General features: G+C 61.1%; 20 protein-coding genes. 8 read left to right on the forward strand and 12 right to left on the reverse strand.

The features are described from left to right. The first annotated feature begins 162 nt into the window (after positions 1-162). The gene (locus GTU76_RS25635) at positions 163-609 is read left to right on the forward strand and encodes a YMGG-like glycine zipper-containing protein (protein ID WP_016987698.1); all 447 of its coding nucleotides are present in this window, start codon (positions 163-165) and stop codon (positions 607-609) included. Here the strand turns inward: GTU76_RS25635 and GTU76_RS25640 are convergent. From GTU76_RS25640 to GTU76_RS25650, 3 genes are read right to left on the reverse strand one after another with little or no spacing between them, the layout of a single operon-like run. Further along, positions 594-1,619 carry a DUF2955 domain-containing protein gene (locus GTU76_RS25640; RefSeq protein ID WP_180699911.1) on the reverse strand — a complete coding sequence of 342 codons (1,026 nt, stop codon included), beginning with the start codon at positions 1,617-1,619 and terminating at the stop codon, positions 594-596. The genes GTU76_RS25635 and GTU76_RS25640 overlap by 16 nt on opposite strands. Further along, entirely contained in the window at positions 1,609-2,733 is a 1,125-nt protein-coding gene (locus GTU76_RS25645) for an HlyD family secretion protein (RefSeq protein ID WP_180699912.1), read from the reverse strand. Before GTU76_RS25645 ends, GTU76_RS25640 begins: the two co-directional genes overlap by 11 nt. Beyond that, on the reverse strand, positions 2,726-4,279 hold the full coding sequence (locus tag GTU76_RS25650; protein ID WP_246376149.1) for an efflux transporter outer membrane subunit: 1,554 nt from the start codon (positions 4,277-4,279) through the stop codon (positions 2,726-2,728). Before GTU76_RS25650 ends, GTU76_RS25645 begins: the two co-directional genes overlap by 8 nt. A gap of 121 nt (positions 4,280-4,400) precedes the next feature. Here GTU76_RS25650 and GTU76_RS25655 point away from each other — a divergent pair, with 121 nt between their 5' ends. Beyond that, a complete protein-coding gene (locus tag GTU76_RS25655; protein ID WP_016982834.1) occupies positions 4,401-4,919 on the forward strand; it encodes a transporter suffix domain-containing protein in 519 nt (172 codons plus the stop codon). Between the two features lie 64 nt (positions 4,920-4,983). Here the strand turns inward: GTU76_RS25655 and GTU76_RS25660 are convergent, their stop codons facing one another. After that, the gene (locus GTU76_RS25660) at positions 4,984-5,760 is read right to left on the reverse strand and encodes an NAD(P)H-dependent oxidoreductase (protein ID WP_180699913.1); all 777 of its coding nucleotides are present in this window, start codon (positions 5,758-5,760) and stop codon (positions 4,984-4,986) included. An 85-nt stretch (positions 5,761-5,845) separates the two neighbouring features. Here GTU76_RS25660 and GTU76_RS25665 point away from each other — a divergent pair, with 85 nt between their 5' ends. After that, a complete protein-coding gene (locus tag GTU76_RS25665) occupies positions 5,846-6,739 on the forward strand; it encodes a LysR family transcriptional regulator (protein WP_246376150.1) in 894 nt (297 codons plus the stop codon). A 255-nt stretch (positions 6,740-6,994) separates the two neighbouring features. Beyond that, positions 6,995-7,780, forward strand: a complete 786-nt coding sequence (locus tag GTU76_RS25670; protein ID WP_180699915.1) for a DeoR/GlpR family DNA-binding transcription regulator — start codon at positions 6,995-6,997, stop codon at positions 7,778-7,780. A gap of 132 nt (positions 7,781-7,912) precedes the next feature. Here GTU76_RS25670 and GTU76_RS25675 read toward each other — a convergent pair whose 3' ends face one another. From GTU76_RS25675 to GTU76_RS25690, 4 genes are all read right to left on the reverse strand, one after another. After that, a complete protein-coding gene (locus GTU76_RS25675; RefSeq protein WP_180699916.1) occupies positions 7,913-9,196 on the reverse strand; it encodes an NAD(P)/FAD-dependent oxidoreductase in 1,284 nt (427 codons plus the stop codon). Positions 9,197-9,345: 149 nt separating this feature from the next. Further along, entirely contained in the window at positions 9,346-10,710 is a 1,365-nt protein-coding gene (locus GTU76_RS25680) for a glutamine synthetase family protein (protein WP_175553988.1), read from the reverse strand. A 409-nt stretch (positions 10,711-11,119) separates the two neighbouring features. Further along, the gene (gene chrA / locus GTU76_RS25685; RefSeq protein ID WP_180699917.1) at positions 11,120-12,463 is read right to left on the reverse strand and encodes a chromate efflux transporter; all 1,344 of its coding nucleotides are present in this window, start codon (positions 12,461-12,463) and stop codon (positions 11,120-11,122) included. 383 nt (positions 12,464-12,846) lie between these two features. Further along, positions 12,847-13,782: a LysR substrate-binding domain-containing protein gene (locus tag GTU76_RS25690; protein WP_180699918.1), complete on the reverse strand. Its 936-nt coding sequence runs from the start codon at positions 13,780-13,782 to the stop codon at positions 12,847-12,849. Between the two features lie 288 nt (positions 13,783-14,070). On the opposite strand from GTU76_RS25690, the gene moaB reads away from it, so the two are divergent. After that, positions 14,071-14,610 carry a molybdenum cofactor biosynthesis protein B gene (gene moaB, locus GTU76_RS25695; RefSeq protein WP_016985261.1) on the forward strand — a complete coding sequence of 180 codons (540 nt, stop codon included), beginning with the start codon at positions 14,071-14,073 and terminating at the stop codon, positions 14,608-14,610. Beyond that, positions 14,607-15,812, forward strand: a complete 1,206-nt coding sequence (locus GTU76_RS25700; RefSeq protein WP_180699919.1) for a molybdopterin molybdotransferase MoeA — start codon at positions 14,607-14,609, stop codon at positions 15,810-15,812. Before moaB ends, GTU76_RS25700 begins: the two co-directional genes overlap by 4 nt. 180 nt (positions 15,813-15,992) lie before the next feature. Here GTU76_RS25700 and GTU76_RS25705 read toward each other — a convergent pair whose 3' ends face one another. The 3 genes from GTU76_RS25705 to GTU76_RS25715 all read right to left on the reverse strand — a co-directional run bounded on the left by GTU76_RS25705 (position 15,993) and on the right by GTU76_RS25715 (position 19,099). After that, entirely contained in the window at positions 15,993-16,889 is an 897-nt protein-coding gene (locus GTU76_RS25705; protein WP_016985263.1) for a bestrophin family protein, read from the reverse strand. A 36-nt stretch (positions 16,890-16,925) separates the two neighbouring features. Continuing rightward, on the reverse strand, positions 16,926-17,924 hold the full coding sequence (moaA, locus tag GTU76_RS25710) for a GTP 3',8-cyclase MoaA (protein WP_180699920.1): 999 nt from the start codon (positions 17,922-17,924) through the stop codon (positions 16,926-16,928). Positions 17,925-18,247: 323 nt separating this feature from the next. Continuing rightward, positions 18,248-19,099, reverse strand: a complete 852-nt coding sequence (locus GTU76_RS25715; protein WP_026000621.1) for a CAP domain-containing protein — start codon at positions 19,097-19,099, stop codon at positions 18,248-18,250. 199 nt (positions 19,100-19,298) lie between these two features. Here GTU76_RS25715 and GTU76_RS25720 point away from each other — a divergent pair, with 199 nt between their 5' ends. Continuing rightward, positions 19,299-19,919 (forward strand): cell wall hydrolase, encoded by a 621-nt coding sequence (locus GTU76_RS25720; RefSeq protein ID WP_016985266.1) that lies wholly within the window; start codon positions 19,299-19,301, stop codon positions 19,917-19,919. On the opposite strand, the gene GTU76_RS25725 is transcribed toward GTU76_RS25720, so the two are convergent. Continuing rightward, entirely contained in the window at positions 19,916-20,803 is an 888-nt protein-coding gene (locus GTU76_RS25725; protein ID WP_016985267.1) for a LysR family transcriptional regulator, read from the reverse strand. The two genes, GTU76_RS25720 and GTU76_RS25725, sit on opposite strands and share 4 nt — an antisense overlap. Positions 20,804-20,906: 103 nt before the next feature. On the opposite strand from GTU76_RS25725, the gene GTU76_RS25730 reads away from it, so the two are divergent. Continuing rightward, on the forward strand, positions 20,907-22,319 hold the full coding sequence (locus GTU76_RS25730) for an MFS transporter (RefSeq protein ID WP_180699921.1): 1,413 nt from the start codon (positions 20,907-20,909) through the stop codon (positions 22,317-22,319). Positions 22,320-22,690: the final 371 nt, after the last annotated feature.

A 22,690-nucleotide genomic window follows, 5' to 3' on the forward strand; every position in this document is an offset into this window, starting at 1 on the left:
GCAAGGAATTTCACGTCGGCGTACTACTTGAATATCCCGCAATCAGTTCCCTCTCCCTCCGGGAGAGGGCTAGGGTGAGGGGGGCGCTTGATTCAACACCATGAACTACACTCCCTCATTACCCCGCAACACCGCCAACCCCAGGCCCCGCCGGAGGTAACGATGAATCGCCTAACGCCCATCGCGCTGATGATCGCTGCCCTGTACATCACTCAAGCCAGCGCCGAATCCATCGTCCCGCTCAAAGGTCAGACCTCGCAGCAAACCCAGATCGACATCAACGACTGCCACTCCATCACCTCGACTTCAACGACTTCAACACCCCAGGCGGGTGGTCGTCTCAAGGGCGCCGCTGTCGGTGCCGCCGCCGGAGCTGCAGGTTCTGAAGTCCGCGGTCGTCAACACGACGAGGTTTACGACCGCGTCGACGATGATCGCAAGCAGGATTACCGACAGAACCGTGCGCAGCAAACCGCCGCGGCCGGTGCGGTAGTCGGTGGCTCTCGACAGCGGCAAGAGCGGCGCGCGCAGAGCAAAACCGATGCAGCGGCCAGTTCCAGTGCCTACACCGGGTGTTTGCAAGGGCGCGGCTATCAGGTCACGCCTTGACGGCGGGTTCTGTGCCCATGGAGCAGGTGCATCATCAAAACGCCGTAAAGCGTTACCAGGATAAACAGGGCCATGCGCACGGCAAATGCTGTGTAGACGTCTTTGCCTGCCGCGCTGTCCTGCACCGATTGACCGAGCAGGATGATCATTGTTATCAGGGTGTTGAGCCAGAACCCCGGGCTGAATTGCGTCGGGCTGAGGCGATAGAGTTTGCGCGCCAGCCATAGCCCGATCAGCAACATCCACAGGAAGAACATCCACAAGTGCACGAAAAGGCTTAATCCGCACCACACCAGCACCGCCAAAACGCCGGCGAGCAGGGTCGAACCGACCAGTTCGCGCCCCGCGTGATGAGTGTTTGTCGTGGAGCTTTGTTGGCCGAGGCTGACGGCTTTGAGGATGATCGGCATGTAACTGGCCGGGTCGCTCAGGGCCAGCAGAAAGGTCGGCAGCACGATCAGCGTGGCGCGCAGGGCCACGCGCGGTACCTCGTCGGCGGGCATGGCGGGCGGCTTGGGTGGGACGGGGCTGTTTGCCGGTTCCGGGAATAATGCGTGGCTGACGCCAACCACCGCGACTGCCAGCAACAGGCCTTTGACCAACGCACCAATCACCGCTATCGCCAGATCGAATTCAGCGAACCCGGCGGCGGAGATCATGGTCATGCCGATCACCAGAAAGGTCACGATCAGCGGGTTGCCGCCGCGCAAACCAAAGCGGAACACCAGAAACAAACCGAGGCCAATCAACAGCACGCCGCTCACCGGGTAATAACGCAGCAGTGGCACCAGCAGCAGGCCGATGCTGGTGGTGAGCGCCGCGACCAACGCCAGCACCAACGCGCCTTTCAACGGCAATGGCCGCGGCAGGCTGGCCAGCAGCAGCACCGCCAACACCGGCGAGATAAACGCCAGCGGCAAAGCCAGCGCATAACTCGCGGCAGTGCACAGCGCGGTGCCGAACGCCAGGCGCAAGGCCCTTTGCGCCGGGACGCTGCGCTCAATAGGCAAAAGACAGCCAGCTCATCAAGCCAACAAACAGCCGTCCCAGCGGATTGAGCGGATTGCCTTCGCTGGGAAAGGCCATGACTTCAGCCTGGCCGCCAGCACGGATCGCGCGACTGTCGATCAGGCGTTTCTTTGCCTCTGGCGTGAACTCGATGATCACCGGAAAACGCTGCGCCGGCCGTAACCAGTCGCGGCTGTTCTGAATGCTTGGCAGCGTGCCCGGCGCAGGTGTCTGGCCGACGCTGACGCCATAACCGACGCTGCGCACCTGCCCATCAAGTACTGCGCCGGGCAACGCGTCGAGGACGATGGCCACCGGCGTTCCGGGTTGCACACGGCCAAGGTTGTTTTCGGTGAGGTCGGCGCTGATCCATACGTCGTGGATGGCAATCAAGGTCATCACCGGGCTGCCGGCTGCAGTGAACTGGCCGACGTCGGTGCGCAGGTCAGTGATCAATCCGGCCGAACGCGCACCGATGCGGGTGTTGGCCAGGTCCAGTTCGGCCTTGGCCAGTGCCGAAGCGGCGCTGCGCAATTGCGCGTTGGTCTCGGTGTTGCCACCTTCCTGTTCCTGGGCGCGTTGCACCTCGGCACGGGCGGCGGCGACTTGGGCGACAGCTTGTTCGCGGTTGGCCCGAGACACTTCCAGCAAGCGCACGGAGACGGTGCCGGGATCCTGTCGGTACAAGCCCTCAAGGCGTTGATTGTCCTGCCGCGCTTTGAGTTCGTTGGCTTGCGCGGCACGCAACGAAGCCTGTGCCGAGGCGATACCGGCGGTGCTGGCGCCGACCTGACGACGGGTTGATTCCAGATCGGCTTTGGCGCGATCTACAGCGATTTGCAGCGGCTGCGGATCGAGTTCGAAGAGGATGTCACCCGCCTTGACGTCCTGATTATTGCGCACGTTGACGCGGATCACCCGACCGGCAACTTCCGCCGCCACCGGAATCACGAACGCACCGACCCGCGCCTGCTGGGTGTAGGGCGTGTAGCGGTCGGCGAGCAGGTACCAGGCCAGGCTCAGTACGATCAGCAACAGCACCCAGCGGATGCCTTTTTTTGCCGGATCGGGTTGCGCAGGCGCGGGGGCCGGGGCGGGTGGCGCGGCTTCAGTCATGACGGGTTACCTGCGATGGGAGGGGATACGCCGGTTGGGCGGGCGGCGCGCTGAGCAGGTCGCCCCAATCAGTGCGTTGTTGCATCTGTTGCCGTGTTGGCTCATCGATCTGCGGGGCATTGCTTTGCCAACCGCCACCAAGGGCTTTGTACAGCGCGATCAGGTTGCTCACGGCGTTGCTGCGGCTGACCAGATAGTTGTCCTGCAATTCCAGCAGTGCGCGTTGCGCGTCGAGTACCCGCTGAAAGTCCGAATAGCCTTCGCGGTATTGCGTGTTGGCGAGCACCAGCGAGCGCCGCGCCGCACCTTCGGCTTCACGCAGAATGCGTTCGCGCTCCAGCGCTTTGCTCAGGCCGCTGGCGGCATCGTCAGCCTCGCGTGCGGCCTGGCGAACCTTGTCGCGGTAGGCCTCGATCAGTTGCTGCAAACGCGCGTCCTGGACCCGCACGTTGTTGCGGATGCGCCCGTAATCGAAGATGTTCCAGCGCAGGCTCGGGCCGCCGATCAGGTCGAAACTGCGCGGAGTGGCGCCGAGGGTATCGCTTGACCAGACGATGCTGCCGAGTAAGGTCAGCGACGGATACAGATCGGTTTCAGCGACCCCGACCAGCGCCGATTGCGCGGCGACATTCAGTTCTGCCGCACGCACGTCCGGGCGGCGCAGCAGCAGGTTGGCCGGGACGTCCTGCAGCACGGCGCGATCCGTCAGCGGGATCAGCCCGGTTTGCTCGGCCAGCAATGCTGCGCCACCGGGGGGCTGGCCAACCAGCACCGCCAGAGCATTGCGCGTGCGCAACAGTTGATCCTCGAAGGCCGGAATGCTGCTCAGCGTGCCGAGGTATTGGGTTTTCGCCTGTTGCAGGTCGAGTTCGGCCGTCTGGCCGCTGTTGAAGAGTTTTTCGGTGATCTCGAAATTGCGTTTTTGCTGCACGGCATTTTCCCGGGCAACGCGCAGTCGTGCCTCGGTGGTGCGCAGGGAGAAATAGGTGTCGGCGACTTGCGCGCGCAGGAGTACGAGGGCGTCCTCGTAGTTGGCCTGTGCGGCGAAATAGCTGGCGTCCGAGGATTCGATGGCACGGCTGAAGCGGCCCCAGAAATCCAGCTCCCAACCGACATCGAACGCGGCGCTGTGCTGCCAGAAGTGCAGATCCTGTGGATTGCTGCCGCCCGACTGATGACGGTCGACATACAGGCTGTCGACCCCGACCTGTTGCAGTTGCGGGTAGCGACCGCTTTCGGCGATGCCCAGTTGGGCACGGGCTTCGAGTACCCGCAGGCCGGCGATTTTCAGGCTGCTGTTATGCGCATCGGCGGCGGCGATCAGGCGGTCGAGTATCGGGTCGGCAAACACCTGCCACCACTGGCGCAGATCCGGTTGGGCAGCGCGTTCGCTGGCCTGCTCCAGTGCCGCGCTGTTCCACTGCTTGCTCCACGCTTCGCCCGGCGCCTGGAAGTCCGGCCCCAGGCGTACGCAGCTGCTGACACTCAAGGCGCCAAGCAACAACAGGTAACCGGGCCGCGTCAGCAGGGCTGTTGTTGAAGGCATTGCGTTATGTCCCTGACCCGCAAATATCAGTGGAGCATAGACGGCGAATTGCAAGTTGTTCAGGTGAATCTGCTGCTACGCTTTTCAGGCGTCTGCACCCCACCCAAACAGGTATAAAACCATGGAAACTGTCCAAGATCCGCTGACACCGACCCCCGCTGCCACCTGGCGCTTCAAGGTTGGCGTGGCGATCATTTGCCTGATGCTGGGCTCGTGGCTGATGGTGCCACTGGCCGCCGCCCTCGACGTGCCCGGTTCGAAAGTCGCGGCGCTGACCGGCGTGCTCTTTATCAGTAACAAGGTGCTGTTGCTGGTGGTCATCGCAGTGATGGGCAAGGCCGGGTTTGCCGAGCTAAAACGCACCATTGGCCGACATGTCTCGGGGATGCTTCCGACGCCTGTCGCTGAAGTCTCGCCACTGCGGCATCGGGTGGGCGTGGTGATGTTTTGCCTGCCGTTGCTGTCGTCGTTTCTGGAACCGTATTTCGATAATTTCTGGCCGGGGTTGCGGCCCAATCTGTGGCAGATGCAGATGCTCGGGGATCTGATGTTCATCGGCAGCTTCTTTGTGCTGGGTGGCAATTTCTGGGACAAGGCCCATGCACTTTTTGTGCGTACGGCGAAGGTGGTGTCCGTTTGAACGTTGATTGCCAAAGCCATTGTGGCGGGGGGATAAACCCCCTCACCACAAGGTAGGCATGAAGTCAGCGGATGTGGGCGGCGAAGCCCACTAGATCCGGTGCAACGTGATCCTTGAGGGTCAACGCAGGAATGTCGTATTCCCCCTCGTTCTGCTGGCGAAATGCAATTGGCCGTGTACTCCATAACTCGTCCAGACGCTGGCCCAACGCCTCAGTCGTCTCGGTAAACCGCGCTTCATCCATCCGGCTGACACGATAGGTCAGGAAGGGCGGCAGCACGTCAAAACCTGGGTAGTAGAGAACGCCATGCTGGATCGGAAACAGCAGATCATCGATTGGCCCGTTGATCCCGCGCGGGGCGTAATGCGACTCCCAGCCACCGGTGGTGACCATCAACATCGCCCGTTTGCCTTTCATTTTGCCTTCGCCATAACGCTCGCCCCAGCGGCTGTCGGAGTGCTCGCCGACGCCGTAGGCAAAGCCGTAGGCATACACGCGATCGACCCAGCCTTTGAGAATCGCCGGCATGGTGAACCACCACAGTGGAAACTGCAGGATCAGTGCATCAGCCCACAGCAGTTTTTCCTGTTCGCCAGCGATGTCGGCGGATTGAGTGCCTTCGGCGTAGGCGACCTTCGAGTCGAGGGAGGCGTGAAACGGCTTCGTCGCATCGCGTTGCGGGGCATCATCGGCGTCAGGGGTGGCTTTCCAGTTCATCGCATACAGGTCGGAGACTTGTACGGTGTGGCCGGCGGCTTGCAGGCGCTGGACGGTAAAGTCGCGCAGCGCGCCGTTGAGGGATGTTGGTTCCGGGTGGGCGTAAACCAGTAATACGTTCATGTTGAAACTCCGTTGGCTGAGTGACAGCAGGATCGGCGTTCAACCGGTATATTGGAAATGAATGTCTGATATGTCTGGTATAGCCATGAATAATTTAAGACGGCTGGATATCAATCTGCTATTGACCCTCGATGTGTTGCTGTCGGAGCACAACGTCACCCGCGCGGCGCAACGGCTGAATCTGTCGCAGCCTTCGGTGAGTGTGCATTTGGCCAAGCTGCGCGACATCTTTGGCGATCCGCTGCTGTTGCCCGGGCCGCGCGGCATGCGCCCGACGGCGCGCGCCGATGAGTTGCGTGAGCCGTTGCGCGAGGCACTGGAGGCGTTGGAGCGGGCGGTGGCGCCGGCCAGTGCGTTCGACCCGGCGCTAGCGACGCATACCTGGAAAATCGCCGCGACCGATTACGGTGAGTCGACGGTGGTGCTGCCCGCCCTGCGCGGTTTGCGCGAACAGGCGCCGGGCACGCGGCTGGCGGTGATCGATCTGACCCCGGCGCATCTGGTCAAACAGGCCGAGCAGGGTGTATTCGATCTGGCGCTGCACATCAGCGAAGACGCGCCGCCGGAGCTGCATCGACGACCGCTGTTCACCGAGCGTTATGTGCTGGCCGGTCGAGTCGGCCATCCGGGATTAAAGTCTGCACCCACGCGCACAGAATTCTGCGCGCTGGAGCACGTCATGGTGTCGCGTGAGGGCGGGGGCTTTTTCGGGGTGACCGACCGGGCGTTGGCCGATGTGGGGCTGATGCGCAAAGTGGTGTTGTCGGTGCCGCACTTTCTGATGGCGATGTCGGTATTGGCCAGCACCGATCTGGTGGCGATGCTGCCGTCACGCCTGGTTCGCGGCAACCCTGCATTGCAAGTAGTCGACGCACCGCTGGAGGTGCCCGGTTACGAGATGGCGATGTTCTGGGGCGAGCGTTCGCATCGCGATCCGGCACACAAATGGCTGCGTGAGCGTTTGTTGGCGTCGGTCTGAGACGCTGTCAGGCATGGCCCAGGGCAATCGCGAACGACACGACGATCATGCATGCGAAGGCGAAATTGAGATTCATGAGGTGTTCATCCTGAGCCTTTTAGAAGTGCGACCATTCTGAACAGGCTGAAAGCAAAGAAAAAATTTCCCTTGTCGATTCCAATGATCGAAACGATTGATACCTGCCGATTTGTGTTTGCGCGGGGCTTTGTTTAGTCTCGCAGAAACCTGCAACTACAAGCATAAACAGGCATAACCATGCACGATCACTCCGCGGCTGAACTGCCATCCCTGCGCCGGCAGAAAATCCTTTTACTGCTCGAACGAGACGGCAAAGTCATGGCGTCCGAGTTGAGCCAGCACTTCGCAGTCTCCGAGGACACCATCCGCCGCGACCTAGCCGAACTGGACAATGCCGGGCTGGTGCAGCGTGTGCACGGCGGGGCGCTGCCGCGTCCGAAGGACTCCGGCAAGGATTACTTCACGCGGCTGGACGAGACCGATGAGGTCAAGATTCGCCTGGCGCAATTGGCAGCGCTGCAAATCGAGGACGGGCAGATTGTGTTGTTCGATTCCGGTTCGACCACGTTGCAGGTGGCGCGCTCTTTGCATGCCGATATCAGCATCACGGCGGTGACGGCATCACCGATGACGGCGATTGCCTTGTCCGAATTCAAGGGTGTGAAAGTGATTCTCGCTGGCGGCCAGTTGAACCCGCGAACGATGGCGGCGAGTGGGCATGAGGCGCTGCGGTTGCTGGCCGGGATCCGGGCGGATCTGGCGATTACCGGGGTGTGTGCGATTCATCCGGAAGTGGGCATCACCTCGCTGCATTTTGATGAAGTGCCGGTGAAGCAGGCGATGCTGGAGGGCGCGGCGCGGGTGATTGCGGTGACCACGGCGGACAAATTGGGGGCGGTAGAGCCGTTTGTGGTGGCGCCGTGCACGCGTCTGCATACGCTGATTACTGAGCGGCATGTGGCGTCGGGGAGTGTCGAGGATTATCGGCGGTTGGGGATTGTGGTCGAGCAGTTGGCGGATTGAATTTTTTGGTGGGTTTGAGGGCCTCTTCGCGAGCAAGCTCGCTCCCACATTCGAACGCGTTTCTGAGATAGAACTCGGTCAACTGTGGGAGCGAGCTTGCTCGCGAAGGGGCCGGTAGATTCAATCCATCTTTCAGCGCAACCGCTCAAGCATCTGGTAATACCACATCCCCGCTGCCAACAACGGATTACCGAGCAAATCCCCCATCGGCACACGAATGTGCTGGCACTGGGCAAACGTATCGAACTGCTCCATCTGCCCGGTGATCGCCCGGCTCATTATTTCGCCCATGATGTGTGTCGTCGCGATGCCGTGCCCCGAATAGCCCTGGCAATACCAGACGTTGTCCGAGAGCTTGCCCAGTTGCGGAATGCGGTTGATGACGATGCCCATCGCGCAGCTCCACTGGTAATCGATCTGCACACCTTTGAGCGCCGGGAAGGTCTGCTCGATGCACGGGCGCAGTTCGGCAGCGATATCCCGTGAATCCTTGCCGCTGTAGTTGGCGCCACCACCGAACAACAAGCGACCGTCGGCGGTGAGGCGGTAGTAGTCGAGGACGAAGCGGCAGTCGTAGACGGCCAGATCTTCCGGGTTGATCTGCTTGGCCAGATCGCCGAGCGGCGCGGTGGTGACAATGCCGCCCATGGCCGGGAAAATCTTGCCCTTGAGCTGCCCCGGTTCGAGCTTGTGATAGACGTCGCCAGCGAGCATTACTTGGTTAGCGTCGATCTGTCCGTGAGCCGTGCGCACACCGGGTGTAGCGCCGTGAATGATCTCCAGCACTTCGCTGTTCTCGAAGATCAGCGCCCCTAGACTTTCCGCCGCCCGCGCTTCACCGATGCACAGGTTGAGCGGGTGCAGATGCATGTTGCGGGTGTTTTTGATCGCGCCGTGATAGAGGTCGCTTTGCAGCAGATCGCGCACTTGGCTGCGGTCGAGCAGGCTGACCTCATCGCCCAATCCGCGCCGTACGGCTTCTTCATAATCCTTGCGCAAGTCAGTCATGTGGCTGGGCTTGTACGCCGCGTGCAAATGGCCGTGTTTGAGGTCGCATTGAATGCCGTATTTCTCGACGCGTTGCTGGATGATTTCGTGCCCGCGCCAGCGCAGGTGCCAGATGAAATCATCGACATCGTCGCCGAGTTTCGCGCGCATCTGTTTGCGCATCGCACCGTCGCCGGAGAGGCTGCCGGTGACTTGGCCGCCATTACGGCCAGTGGCGCCCCAGCCGATCTTGTGGCTTTCGACGATGGCAACTTTCAGGCCTTTTTCGGCGAGTTCTACGGCAGTGGCGACGCCGGTGAAACCGCCGCCGATGATCACCACGTCGACCTCGTGCCGCCCTTGCAGAGTCGGGTAGTCGGTGTCCTGGTTGAGGGTGGCGGTGTAGTAGGAATTGCAGCGTTCGGTCATGTCAGTGTCCACACAAAATTCGGGAGTCGGGGTGCAATTTCCTGTGGGAGCGAGCTTGCTCGCGAAAGCGGTGTGTCAGTCACCCAAAATGTTGAATGTGACGACGCCTTCGCGAGCAAGCTCGCTCCCACAGGTTCGGTGTCGGATCGTTAAGCTTCGGTGAGATACCAGCGCCAATCCTGCTCACCCACTTCAGCCATGAACTGCCGGTATTCGGCACGCTTCACCGCCAGATACACCCCGAGAAACTCCTGCCCCAAGGCATCCCGTGCCCACACCGAATTCTCCAGTGCCTGCAGCGAGGTCAGCCAATCCGTCGGCAGCAATTCCTTCGCCTGCGCATAACCATTGCCTTCAACCGGAGCACCCGGATCAAGGTCTTCACGAATGCCGCGATGAATCCCGGCAAGGATCGCCGCTGCCGCCAGATACGGGTTGGCATCGGCGCCGCAGATGCGGTGTTCGATGTGCCGGGTGTTGGCCGGGCCGCCCGGTACGCGCAGGCTGACAGTACGATTGTCGACGCCCCAGGTCGGCGCCAACGGTGCGTAGCTGTTGGCCTGGAAGCGTCGATACGAGTTGGCGTTCGGGCAGAACAGCAGCAACGAATCGAGCAAGGATGCGAGCATGCCGCCAATCGCCGTGCGCAGCAGCGGCGTGCCGGCCGGGTCTTCCGAAGCGAACAAATTACGACCTTCGCCGTCGGCCAGACTGACGTGCATGTGCATGCCAGTGCCGGCCAGATCATCGAACGGCTTGGCCATGAAGGTCGCCTGCATGCCGTGCTTATGGGCGATGGCTTTGACCAGACGTTTGTAGCGCACGGCCTGGTCCATCGCCTCCAGCGCGTCGCCATGTTCAAGGGTGATTTCGACCTGGCCCGGGGCGTACTCGGAGATCGCCGTGCGCGCCGGAATACCGTGCAGTTTGCAGGCGCTGTAGAGGTCGGCGAGGAACGGTTCGATCTGCTCCAGCTCACGCAAACCGTATACCTGAGTGTGTCGCGGCCGGCCTCCGTCGGCATCCAGCGCCGGTTGCGGGCGACCGTTGTGATCGCGTTTGGCATCGAGCAAGTAGAACTCCAGCTCACACGCCATCACCGGGTGATAACCCTCGGCCTTGAGGCCGTCGATGACTCTGATCAGCAAGTGGCGTGGGTCGGCGATGCTGGCGGGCATGCCCTCGGTCGGGTGCATGCTGACCTGCACCGCGGCGGTCGGAATCTGCCGCCATGGCAGGCGCACCAGACTGCCTTCCAGCGGATAGGCGCGGCAGTCGATATCGCCGACGTCCCAGACCAGACCGGAGTTCTCGACGTCTTCACCCTGCACGGTCAGACCGAGAATAGTGCTCGGCAGCGGCCGGCCGCTTTCGTACACAGCGAGCAGTTCTTCGCGGTGCAACAGCTTGCCGCGCGGCACGCCGTTGGCGTCGAGGATGAACAGTTCGATCATGTCGATATCGGGGTTCTGTTCAAGGAACAAGCGTGCGTCTTCAAGGGCTGCGAATTTCATAATCAATCACTCACGATGGCGCCGCACAGGCGCGCAGATTCGGGCCGGACACGACGCGGCAATAGGCGTGGCTGTCCTGGCAGGGATATCAAGAAGCAGGGGGCTGTCGCGGTTCTTTAACGGACGCGATCAGACAGATCGGGCGATATCCGGCGGGCGTGCGGAGTGACGCAGCTTGGAACGGCGCAGGGCCATGGGGAGATTGACGATACGATTCATACGCCGCCCCTGTGGGAGAGGGCGCGCAGGGTAGAGACGTTCAACGATTCTGCTTGTTGTAGTGACGTACTCATAACGCGTGTTTCCGTTGGCGGAAAACGTCGGTGGCGGGGGATGCCCGCCGACCGGTGTGCCCGGATAGTAAGGGGGAATTCGCGGGCGTGTAAACGGAAGATTCGCAGGCCAGGGTTCAGCGCATCAGGTGAAAGCCCAGCCCGGCGAGGGCGCAAACGATCAACACGCTGATCACGCCGCGTTTGAAAACGAACAAGGCCAACGCCGCCGCAACCGCCAGCATCAGCGAAAACAGATCCAGTGCCCCGGCAAAACCGTTCGGCCACAACACGTGATAGGCGAAAAAACACGCCAGATTCACAATCACCCCGACCACGGCGGCAGTGATTGCCGTCAGCGGTGCGGTGAACTTCAGTTCGTTGTGCGTCGATTCCACCAACGGCCCGCCGGCGAGGATGAACAGAAACGAGGGCAGAAAGGTGAACCAGGTCACCAGCGTTGCTGCCAGTGCGCCGGCGGCAAACGCATGCTCGGGACCGAAGGCCGGTTGCACATAGGCACCGACGAAACCGACAAACGCCACCACCATGATCAGCGGTCCCGGCGTGGTTTCGCCAAGTGCGAGGCCGTCGATCATCTGCGTTGGTGTCAACCAGCCGTAATGCCCGACGGCGCCCTGATAGACGTAAGGCAGCACCGCGTAAGCGCCACCAAAAGTCAGCAGCGCGGCTTTGGTGAAGAACCAGGCCATTTGCGTGAACGTGGCGTCCCAGCCGAACAGCGCCGTCAATAACGCCATGGGCAAACACCAGAGCACTGCGCCGATCAACGCCAGACGCAGCAGCTTCGGCAGGCTGAAACGGGCATGTTCGGGCGCTGGCGTATCGTCGTCGATCAACGCTGCACCGAAGGACTTTTCGTTATTGCGTTGACCGCCATGGCTGAACTGCTGCGGCGCGAATCGTCCGCCCAGATAGCCGATCAGCGCGGCCCCGAGGACGATCAAGGGGAAGGGCACATTGAAGGAGAAAATCGCTACGAACGAAGCCGCGGCAATCGTCCATAGCCACGCATTCTTCAATGCGCGCGAACCAATGCGATGCGCGGCGTGCAGCACGATCGCGGTGATTGCCGGTTTGATTCCGTAAAACACTCCGGCTACTGCTGGCACATCACCAAAAGCGACGTACAGCCACGACAAGCCAATCAGAATGAACAACGACGGCAACACAAACAGCGCGCCGGCGATGACACCGCCCCAGCTGCGATGCAGCAGCCAGCCGATGTACGTCGCCAGTTGCTGAGCCTCGGGGCCGGGCAGCAACATGCAGTAGTTGAGCGCGTGCAGAAAACGCTTTTCGGAGATCCAGCGCCGGCGCTCGACCAGTTCCTGATGCATGATCGCGATCTGCCCGGCCGGGCCGCCGAAACCGATGCAGCCGAGTTTGAGCCAAAAGCGCCAGGCCTGGCGCAGGGTGACGGGGTCGGGGCGGGGCAGGTGGTTCGGCGCTGTGCTCAAGCGTGACTCCGGAGTTGAATCCTGGCAGAACGGGTATCTAATCAGACTTTCAACCCTCACCCCAGCCCTCTCCCAGAGGGAGAGGGGGCCGACCGCGGTGTCTGGCGTTATCCATCGACCTGAAAGATCGAGTCGATTATGGATTTGGTCTTCAGCTAAGGGTCAGAGGGAGAGGGGGCCGACCGAGGTGTCTTGCGTTATCCATCGACCTGGAAGATCGAGTCGATTATGGATTTGGTTATCAGCCGCATGGGCTGACGCAGGCGTCAGGCATCGTCCATCGATCTGACAGATCCCATCGATTATGGATTCACCTCAGCCACTTCAGGTCGGCGTACTTCTGCAATATCCCCCAATCAGTCCCCTCTCCCTCAGGGAGAGGGCTAGGGTGAGGGGCTTTTGCTTTTCAGGCATGCGCCAGACTCCAACGCGACGCCACACCCAAACAGCTTCCGCGCCTCGGCAAAACATTTCTCGGCAATCGCCGAACGCGGCTCGGTCTTGCGCATCACCAGGCCCAGCGGCGCCAGCACACTGGCATCCGGCAACTGCATGAACGACAGGTGTTCGATCGGCTCTTCCAGGCCACTGTCGAGCGGCATGATTGCGCAGCAGAAGCCTTGGTGAATCGCTTGCAACAGCTGATAGGTCGAATCGCTTTCCATGATTGGCTGCGGGCTGAGCCCACGGCTGCGAAAGCTGAAGTCGATGGATTTACGATAATGCATGCCAGTAGTGATCATCCCCAGCGGCAGTTCGGCGGCGTCTTCCCAGCTCATTTCCGTGCCTTCGAAATGGAAATGCCGGTTGTCGTAGAGCAACCCTACGCGCGTTTCACCAATCTCGAAAAACTCGAAATAGTTCGGGTTGACGTGATCGAGGTAGCACACGCCCAAGTCCAGTTGGTTATTGCCCAGCCCGGCGATGATCTCATCGGAACTGAGCGACGACAGGCTGAACTTCAACTCCGGATACGTCCCCGACAAACCCTGAATGTAATTGACCGGATTGAAGCTGCTCAGCGGCACCAGACCCAGACGCAAACTGCCCACCAGCTGCCCGCGACACGCCGCCGCTTCGGCAAACAAGCCATCGTGTGCCGCCAGCAAAGTGCGCGCCCAGGCCAGCACACGTTCGCCAGCCTGGGTGAAACCTTCAAAGCGCTGGCCACGGTTGACCAGCACCAGATCCAGCTCGTCTTCCAGATTACGCAGGCGCATCGACAACGTCGGTTGGGTGATGTGGCAGCGTGCGGCGGCCTGGCCGAAGTGACGGGTTTCGTCCAGCGCGATCAGGAACTTGAGTTGCTTGATGTCCACGATGGCACCTGCTCGATGGAAAATTTTTGATTGAGTATTGACGCAGATGCGCGAGACGCACGAAAGCGCAGGGTGCGACGATCTCACTTGAACGGTTATCCGTCCAATCGGAAGTGTTTAAGTGACTATCGATCAGCTCTATCAGGGCCGGTTTTACTGGCCTTGAACAATGTGAAAGGCACCGATAGAGCCGGTCGATAATGTGGTTGGCCAGAGTGATTAGACAGTACTCATAAGTGGCACTTAGGCTGCTCGGCAATCTTGATTAAATGCTGCCGGAGAACTGTCATGAGCGCAAAAGCCGATGCCCTGTTTGTCCCCCTGAACATCGCCGTGCTGACGGTCAGCGATACTCGCGATTACGCCAGCGACACCTCGGGCCAGTTGCTGGTCAGTCGCTTGCTGGAGGCCGGTCATACACTGAGCGAGCGCAACCTGCTCAAGGACGATCTGTACAAGATCCGCGCCCAGGTGGCGAACTGGATTGCCGACGACACCGTTCAAGTGGTGCTGATTACTGGCGGCACTGGCTTCACCGGTCGCGACAGCACGCCGGAAGCGGTGGCCTGCTTGTTTGATAAGCAGATTGACGGCTTCGGCGAACTGTTCCGGGCGATTTCGATTCTGGATATTGGCACGTCCACCGTGCAAAGCCGCGCGCTGGCCGGGCTGTCGAACGGCACGCTGGTGTGCTGCCTGCCGGGCTCGACCGGTGCCTGCCGCACGGCGTGGGAAGGCATTCTTGCCGAGCAACTCGACAACCGTCATCGCCCGTGCAACTTCGTTCCGCACTTGAAAGCCGTGCAAGCCTGCGGAACACGTGGATGAATCGTTCACCGTTGATGCCGGTCGAAGACGCACTCGACCAGTTGTTGCGCATGGCTGATCAGCAAGCGTTGGCAGACAGTGAAGTGCTGCCGCTGGATGACGCGCGTGGGCGGGTGCTGGCCAGTGATCTGGTGGCAACACTCGACTTGCCGCCGTGGCCGAACAGCGCCATGGACGGTTACGCGCTCAATCTCGCCGATCTGCACCGTCAGCCGTTGAGGGTCTCGCAAAAGGTTTACGCCGGGCAGGCGCCGGATACCTTGCTGCCCGGCACCTGCGCACGGATTTTTACCGGCGCACCGCTGCCGCCCGGCGCCACCTGCGTCGAGATGCAGGAGAACGTCGACGTGCTGGAGGACGGCCGCGTGCGCTTCTTGCAGCCGCTGAAGGCGGGGCAGAACATCCGCGCGCAAGGTCAGGAAAATCGCGTCGGCGACATCCTGCTGCGCGCCGGCAAACGCCTTGGACCATTCGAACTGGCAGTCGCCGCCGGGCAAGGGCTGGCGCAACTGCACGTGGTGCGTCGCCCGCGTGTGGCGCTGCTATCGACCGGTGATGAACTGGTCGAGCCGGGCCAGCCACTGCGGCCCGGCAGCATCTACAACAGCAACCGCGTATTGCTCGGCCACTGGTTGCGGGAGCTGGGCTGCGAAGTGATCGACGCCGGCATCCTCCCGGATCGCCCGGCGCAGACGCGGCTCAAGCTTGAGCAACTGCAAGTGGCGACCGACCTGATTCTGACCACGGGCGGGGTATCTGCCGGTGATGCCGACTGCCTCGGACAGGTGCTGCGCGACAACGGCAAACCGCTGTTGTGGAAACTCGCGATCAAGCCTGGAAAACCGCTGACCGTGGGCCATTTCGGCACGGTGCCGGTGATTGGCCTGCCGGGTAATCCGACATCGGCACTGGTGACCTTCGGTTTGTTGGCGCGGCCGTATCTGCTGCGCATACAAGGTGTCGAAGACGTCATGCCGTTGAGTTTCACCGTCAACGCAGGTTTCGATTGGCACAAGGCTGGCAGCCGTCGCGAATACCTGAGAGTGAAACTGGAGGCGGGGCGAGCGGTGCTTTATTCCAATCAAAGCTCCGGCGTCCTGCTCGGCGCGACCTGGGCCGACGGCCTGGTGGAAATCCCTGAAAACAGCACGCACAACCTCGGCGACCCGCTGCGCTTCATCCCCTTCAACGAACTGTTCTGACCTCACCACCAATCAAACTGTAGGAGTGAGCCTGCTCGCGATGAAGGAGGGTCAGTCGACGAAGATGTTGAGTGGGCCGGCGCCATCGCGAGCAGGCTCACTCCTACAATGGTTTTGTGGTTGTCATCAATATCCGCGGTGTACGCTCCCACAGGGTTTCGGGGTGCCTGGAGAGAAGGATCAGCTCAATACATAGTCCACCGGCTTCAACGCTGGCGGCACCTCTGCGCCAAGCTCGGCGAGGATGTCGCGCTCGATGGTGCGCACCAGCGCATCGGTGGGCAGGTCGTTTTCGTCGCGGCCGAACGGGTCTTCCAGCTCATCGGCAATCGCATCCAGGCCAAAAAACGTGTAGCTGACAATTGCTGTGAACAGCGGTGTCAGCCAGCCCAGCGGTTCGGCCATGGCAAACGGCAGCAGGATGCAAAACAGATAAATCGTCCGGTGCAACAACAGCGTGTAAGGAAACGGCAGTGGCGTGGTTTTGATCCGCTCACACACGGCTTGCGCTTGGGTCAGGCTGGTCAGGTGATTGGCCAGCAACATGTAGCGCCATTCCGTCAGCTCACCGTTCTGATGCAGATCGGAACACTGCTGGCCGACCGTCTGCAGAATCCGCCCGCTGTAATCCGGCGTCTGCGGATCGGGTTTGGGCATGATCCATTGGCTGCTCGCATCGGCCTCGCTTTCCTTGCGCAATCGCGCGTTCAACGCATGGGCGAAGCCGCACAGGTTGAGCAACAACGGCTTGCGCTCAGCCGATTCACGAATCACATGGGTTTCACGGATCACCGAGCGAATGTGCACGATCACCTCGCCCCAGGCCTTGCGTGCCTCATACCAGCGGTCATAGCAAGCGTTGTTGCGAAAACTCATGAAGATCGACAGCGACAAACCGAGCAAGGTAAACGGCGTGGCGTTGACCTTGGTGAAGTTGCTCGGATGAAGGATTTCCACCAGCACGATAGCCGAGGCGAGCAGGGTGACCATCAACGTGCGCATGGCGATGCGCTTGGCAATCGAACCCTTGAGGGTGAAGAGAATGGCGAACTGGCTGACCTTGGGTCTGATGATCATGCTGTGCGGTTCCGATAACCGATGAAACGGGCGGGATCAGCCGCCGGTCATGTTCATGAAGCGCACGACCTGAACATCGTCGTTCACTTCGAAATTATGTCGATACGGCTTGAGTTTCATCGCCTCGACGATGGCTTTCTCCAGCCGCTGCGGTTGCCCCGGATGCGCACGCAGCACCGCTTTCAGATCCACCGAATGCTCGTTACCCAGACACAGTAGCAGGCGCCCTTCGACGGTGAGGCGTACGCGGTTGCAGGTGCCACAAAAGTTGTGGCTGTGCGGCGAGATAAAACCCAGGCGAATCTCCGGCGCCTCGGCCAGCCGCCAGTAGCGCGACGGGCCTTGCGTCGATTCCGCCGAGTCGATCAGGGTATAGCGCTCGGCAATCTTTTCGCGCACCTGCTCGCTGGAGAAAAACGACTCGGCGCGGCTGTGTTCACTGATGATCCCCAGCGGCATCTCTTCGATGAAAGAGACGTCGAGCTGCCGGTCAATGGCGAAGCTCACCAGATCGTTGATCTCTTGATCATTACGGCCCTGCATCACCACGACGTTGAGTTTAGTGCGGGTAAAACCGGCCTTGCGCGCTGCATCTATGCCGTTGATCACCTGCGCCAGATCACCGGTGCGGGTCATCTGTTTGAAGCGCTGCGGATCAAGGCTGTCGAGGCTGATGTTCAGGCGTTTGACCCCGGCGTCGAACAGCGGCGCGGCGAGTTTGCCCAGTTGTGAACCGTTGGTGGTCATGCACAGTTCGCGCAGGCCGGGCAGGGCGGCGATCTGCTCGCACAACTTGACCACGCCTGGGCGAATCAAGGGTTCGCCACCGGTGAGGCGAATCTTGCGCGTGCCGAGGGCAACGAAGCTCTGCGCCACTTGATAGATCTCTTCCAGCGTCAGCACTTGCTGGCGTGGCAGAAACTGCATGTCTTCGGCCATGCAATAGACGCAGCGGAAGTCGCAGCGGTCGGTCACCGACATGCGCAGATAGTCGACGCGGCGGTTGTAACCATCGATCAAGACGCGCTCTGACAAGGAAGCCTCGCAGGAGTGAAAACCGCTGTGGAAAGAGTGGGGGCAACGTAGGTTATGGGCAACGTTCCATGGCGTCCAATCACTGTTAGTGACTGATCGATTGACGCCATCGATGACCCGATTTTTGAGTATCACAGATCATGGATACACCGCTTAGCACTGAGGGAGCTGTGTTGGCCGAGAATGACGGGGATTGCACCGATCACCGTGGGAGCGAGCTTGCTCGCGAAGGCGTCAGGTCAGACAACGTTGATGTTGAATGTACTGGCCTCTTCGCGAGCAAGCTCGCTCCCACAGGGGAGGGTGATGAACTTGAGAGTGGCTTACTGAGCGCCGAACATCGCGGTCCAGTAGATGCCGGCACTGCTTTTCGGGTCGGTCGCGTAGGCGGCGCCGAGTTCCTGATATTGCGGGTTCATCAGGTTGGCGCAGTGGCCGGGGCTGGCGAGCCAGCCTTCGACGACTTTGTGCACGGTGTCTTGCCCGGCGGCGATGTTTTCGCCGACCTGTTGGCCGCTGTAACCGGCGAGTTCCGCGCGATCGCCCGGGGTGCGGCCGTCGCGGTCCTTGTGGTCGAAGTAATTGTTGTTGGCCATGTCGCGGCTGTGATCCTGGGCGATCGTGCCCAGTGTTGCATTCCAGGCCAAGGGTGCGGCAGCGGCGAAAGCCTGACCACCACACTGACGCGCCTGGCTGCGAGCGACGTTGAGTTCACTGAGCAATTTCTGCCCCTCACTTTGCGCATCGCCCAACTTGGCCGACAGCAGTGGCCGCGCCAGCACGATGCGCCAGTCACGGTCATCGCGGCTGACACCGACATCGACAAACTGCGGATCAAGCACTACCTGACAGAAACTCTCCTGAATCGCCTGCATCGCCGACGCCGCATCGCGCGGGCCGTTGAGGGTGATCGCCTGCACATTGACCATCGGGTAGCTGGCGCTGGCCATGGCTTGCTGCAGATCGACAGCACCGGTGGCGCGTAATCTCAGCCGTGGATCAGCTGACAGCGGTGGCAGTTCATTCGACGCCTGACTGCCGCAACGCTGCGGCTGGCTGCGGTAGCTGTTGATCGACTCGATCAATTGCGATTCATCGCCGGCCAGCGCCGGGATGGCAAACACAATGCCCACGGACAACGCGGCAAGACGCAAAACGGATGGCATGAAGCGCATGGAAATCTCCCTGGAGCTGAATGCGCCCATGATGCGCGAAACGACCCCGGTGAGTGCAATGTCTTTTTTCTTCATTCGGCCGGTTTTCTGCGCAACTTTGCCGATGGATTTGCCGTCTACACTCACCGAAGACCCCGCAAACCGGGTGTCTCCCCGACGTAACACCTTGCCCGCATCGGGCGCTGCCGGAAGAACACACATGGGATTGAAAGGCTGGGCGGGTTGTCTCGTATTCACCCTGTTGGCAGGCTCTGCATGGGCCACCGATCAGGCCCCGATCAAAGCGAAGGCTGAAGAAAAAGCCCAAGTGCTGGAAGAGAAAGCGGCGGACAAGGTCAGCGCTGCACCGGCGCCGAAAGCCGAAGCCATTACCCCGACCGAAGTGCAAGCGGTCGACCCCGCCGGCGCGGCGCCGCTGGACGATCCGATCACTTGTCTGGCGCGCAGTATCTACTGGGAAGCCAAAGGCAAGGACACGCCGGAAATGGAAGCGGTGGCCAGTGTGGTGATGAATCGCCTCGGTCACGAAGGCTTTCCCGACACGGTGTGTGCTGTCGTCAAACAAGGTTCGGAAACCAGGAGCTGCCAGTTTTCCTGGTGGTGCGACGGCAAACCGGATCAGGTCAAGGAAGATGCCGAATACACGCTGGCCAAGGATATTGCCCGCAAAGCGCTGAACCGCCAACTCAAGGATCGCACCAACGGCGCGCTGTATTTCCACGACCGCAACGTGCATCCGAGCTGGGCCAAGGAGTACCGCAAGACTGCCGAAACCGGGAAATTCCTTTTCTACAAACCGGCCGGTGGCGACGCGCGTTAAGCGCAGACCTGCCGCACACAATCGCGCAACCACCGATGCGCCGGGTCGGCGTCCATGCGCGGGTGCCAGAGCATCGACACGCTGATGTCCGGCATCGTGAAGGGCAGGGCGAAACTGTGCAGGCCCGTGCGTAGTTTGCTGGTATGACGCTGCGGGACAGTGGCGATCAGCTCTGATTCGCGCACCAGCGTCAGTGCCGCCGAGAATCCACCGAACGAGGTGACGATGTCCCGCGTCAGGCCGAGCGCAAGTAACGCTTCATCCACCGGGCCGCTGCTGCGCCCGCGTCGTGAGATCAGAATGTGCTGGCCACCAGCGAAGCGTTTGCTCGTGACTTTCCCCGCGCTCAACGGATGCCCTTCACGCACCACACCAATCCACTGATCCTGAAACAGGATACGGCTGTGGAGCGTCGGGTCGGTGCTGTCATCGACCACGCCGGTTTCCAGATCGACGCGGCCTTCGCGTAGCGGCGTGCTGTCCTTGTCGGCTTTCTGCACAAAGCGCAGGCGCACGCCGGGCGCTTCTTCGGCGATGCGCGCGAGCAGGGCGGCGGCAAAGGTTTCGACAAAGCCGTCGGTGTTGCGCAGGGTGAAGGTGCGTTGCAAGCGGCCGGGATCAAGCACTTCGGCAGGTCGTAAAACCGCCTCGGCGTCCTGCACCAGGTGACTGACCCGTTCGCGCAATTCCAGCGCGCGCGGCGTCGGCACCAGGCCACGACCTGCGCGCACCAGCAACGGATCACCTGTGGTTTCGCGCAAACGGGCGAGGGCGCGACTCATGGCCGACGGGCTCAGCCGCAGACATTTGGCGGCACGGGCGACGCTGCCCTCGCGCAGCAAGACGTCGAGGGTGATCAGCAGGTTCAGATCCGGTGCGGTCATGACATGGCGTTCCGTGCAGGTATTGAGTGCAAAGCATGCGTCTTGCGCCGTGTCTTGTCGAGGCTCACGCTATGGCAGATCACTTTTGCACTGCGAGCCTGCCATGCCCCGAGAACCCCTGAGCACTCCCGCCCGCTGGGCGCTGACCAGTCTGGCCTTGTCGATGTTGATGCCGTCACTGGACACCAGCATTGCCAACGCGGGTCTGCCGATATTGGCGACGGCATTTGATGCGACGTTTCAACAGGTGCAATGGATCGTGCTGGCCTACCTGCTGGCGATCACCACATTGATTGTCAGTGTCGGGCGTCTGGGCGATGGTTTTGGACGGCGGCGATTGCTGTTGATCGGGATTGGCATTTTCACCAGCGCCTCGTTGGCCTGCGCACTGGCACCGGGACTGGGTTGGCTGATCGGCGCACGGGCGGTGCAAGGTGTTGGCGCGGCGATCATGTTCGCCTTGACGGTGGCGCTGGTGGCCGATGCGGTGCCCAAGGCGCGGGCGGGCAGTGCGATGGGCTTGCTGGCGACGATGTCGGCGACGGGCACCAGTCTTGGGCCGTCGCTGGGCGGGCTGTTGATGACGCATGTCGGCTGGCAGGCGATTTTTCTGCTCAACGTGCCGTTGGGCTTGCTCAATGCGTGGCTGGTGTACCGCTATTTGCCGGTGGATCGGGCCGCCGGGCCGCGAGTCGCGTTCGATTATTCTGGCAGCGTGGTGCTGGTGTTGACGCTGGCGGCTTATGCGCTGGCAATGACCCTTGAAGGTTTCACCGTGCCGTTGCTGTTGGCCAGCCTGTGCGGCGCGGGGTTGTTCGTCATGATCGAGAAGAAGGCCAAGGCGCCGCTGATTCGTTTGTCACTGTTCGCTGACCGGCGATTGAGCAGTAGCCTGGCGCTGACGTTGTTGGTGACCACCGTGATGATGACCACGCTGGTGGTCGGTCCGTTTTACCTGCACCGGGGTTTGGGGCTCAGCAGCACAATGGTCGGCGTGGCGTTATCGATCGGACCGTTGTTGTCCGCATTCGGCGGTGTGCCGGCTGGGCGTCTGGTGGATCGTTTCGGCGCACGTCGGATCGTGCCGGGCGCGTTACTCGCCATGGCCTGCGGTTGCGGCTTGTTGGCACTGTTGCCGATGAGTCTGGGGGTGCCCGCGTATTTACTGCCGATTGCCGTAGTCGCTGTTGGTTTTGCGTTGTTTCAGGCAGCCAACAACACTGGATTGATGGCAGGAGTCCGTCAGGAGCAGCGTGGCGTGGTCTCGGCGATGCTCGGTCTGGCGCGCAACCTCGGCTTGATCACCGGGGCGGCGGTGATGGGCGCGGTGTTTGCGCTGGCGGCGGGCGATCCGACGCAGGCGCCTGCAACGGCCATTGCCAGTGGATTGCACATCACCTTTGGCGTCGCGGTAGCGTTGATGCTCATGGCATTGATCATCAGCCGAGCGCAGTTCAACTGTAGGAGTGAGCCTGCTCGCGAAGAGGCCGGCACAGGCAACATCTCCGGTGACTGACACTCCGCTTTCGCGAGCAGGCTCGCTCCCACAGGGGAGCGGGTTGATCAGCAGATCTTCGGCCGAACCGGGATCAAATGTGGGAGCGAGCCTGCTCGCGAAGAGGTCGGCACAGGCAACATCTCCAGTGATTGATACACCGCTTTCGCGAGCAGGCTCGCTCCCACAGGGGATAGGGTTGATCAGTAGATCTTCAGCCGATCCGGGACCAAATGTGGGAGCGGGTTGATCAGTAGATTTTCGGCCGAACCGGGATCAAATGTGGGAGATTCTATGGTTCATGCCTAGCCCCTAAACGGCTTTAGGTGAGTATTCGCTCTGATTTTTCAGCAGAGCAAATACCACCCGGGCAAGCTTGCGGGCTAGTGCGA

It is taken from the genome of Pseudomonas crudilactis (genome assembly GCF_013433315.1).
Lineage (GTDB): Bacteria > Pseudomonadota > Gammaproteobacteria > Pseudomonadales > Pseudomonadaceae > Aquipseudomonas > Aquipseudomonas crudilactis.

Bases quoted from the DNA above. Each gene is read 5' to 3' on its own strand.
- GTU76_RS25635 (WP_016987698.1), top strand. From the start codon at position 163: ATGAATCGCCTAACGCCCATCGCGCTGATGATCGCTGCCCTGTACATC.
- GTU76_RS25645 (WP_180699912.1), bottom strand. From the start codon at position 2,733: ATGACTGAAGCCGCGCCACCCGCCCCGGCCCCCGCGCCTGCGCAACCC.
- GTU76_RS25650 (WP_246376149.1), bottom strand. From the start codon at position 4,279: ATGCCTTCAACAACAGCCCTGCTGACGCGGCCCGGTTACCTGTTGTTG.
- GTU76_RS25655 (WP_016982834.1), top strand. From the start codon at position 4,401: ATGGAAACTGTCCAAGATCCGCTGACACCGACCCCCGCTGCCACCTGG.
- GTU76_RS25660 (WP_180699913.1), bottom strand. From the start codon at position 5,760: ATGAACGTATTACTGGTTTACGCCCACCCGGAACCAACATCCCTCAAC.
- GTU76_RS25665 (WP_246376150.1), top strand. From the start codon at position 5,846: ATGAATAATTTAAGACGGCTGGATATCAATCTGCTATTGACCCTCGAT.
- GTU76_RS25670 (WP_180699915.1), top strand. From the start codon at position 6,995: ATGCACGATCACTCCGCGGCTGAACTGCCATCCCTGCGCCGGCAGAAA.
- GTU76_RS25675 (WP_180699916.1), bottom strand. From the start codon at position 9,196: ATGACCGAACGCTGCAATTCCTACTACACCGCCACCCTCAACCAGGAC.
- GTU76_RS25680 (WP_175553988.1), bottom strand. From the start codon at position 10,710: ATGAAATTCGCAGCCCTTGAAGACGCACGCTTGTTCCTTGAACAGAAC.
- moaB (WP_016985261.1), top strand. From the start codon at position 14,071: ATGAGCGCAAAAGCCGATGCCCTGTTTGTCCCCCTGAACATCGCCGTG.
- GTU76_RS25700 (WP_180699919.1), top strand. From the start codon at position 14,607: ATGAATCGTTCACCGTTGATGCCGGTCGAAGACGCACTCGACCAGTTG.
- GTU76_RS25705 (WP_016985263.1), bottom strand. From the start codon at position 16,889: ATGATCATCAGACCCAAGGTCAGCCAGTTCGCCATTCTCTTCACCCTC.
- GTU76_RS25715 (WP_026000621.1), bottom strand. From the start codon at position 19,099: ATGCGCTTCATGCCATCCGTTTTGCGTCTTGCCGCGTTGTCCGTGGGC.
- GTU76_RS25720 (WP_016985266.1), top strand. From the start codon at position 19,299: ATGGGATTGAAAGGCTGGGCGGGTTGTCTCGTATTCACCCTGTTGGCA.
- GTU76_RS25725 (WP_016985267.1), bottom strand. From the start codon at position 20,803: ATGACCGCACCGGATCTGAACCTGCTGATCACCCTCGACGTCTTGCTG.
- GTU76_RS25730 (WP_180699921.1), top strand. From the start codon at position 20,907: ATGCCCCGAGAACCCCTGAGCACTCCCGCCCGCTGGGCGCTGACCAGT.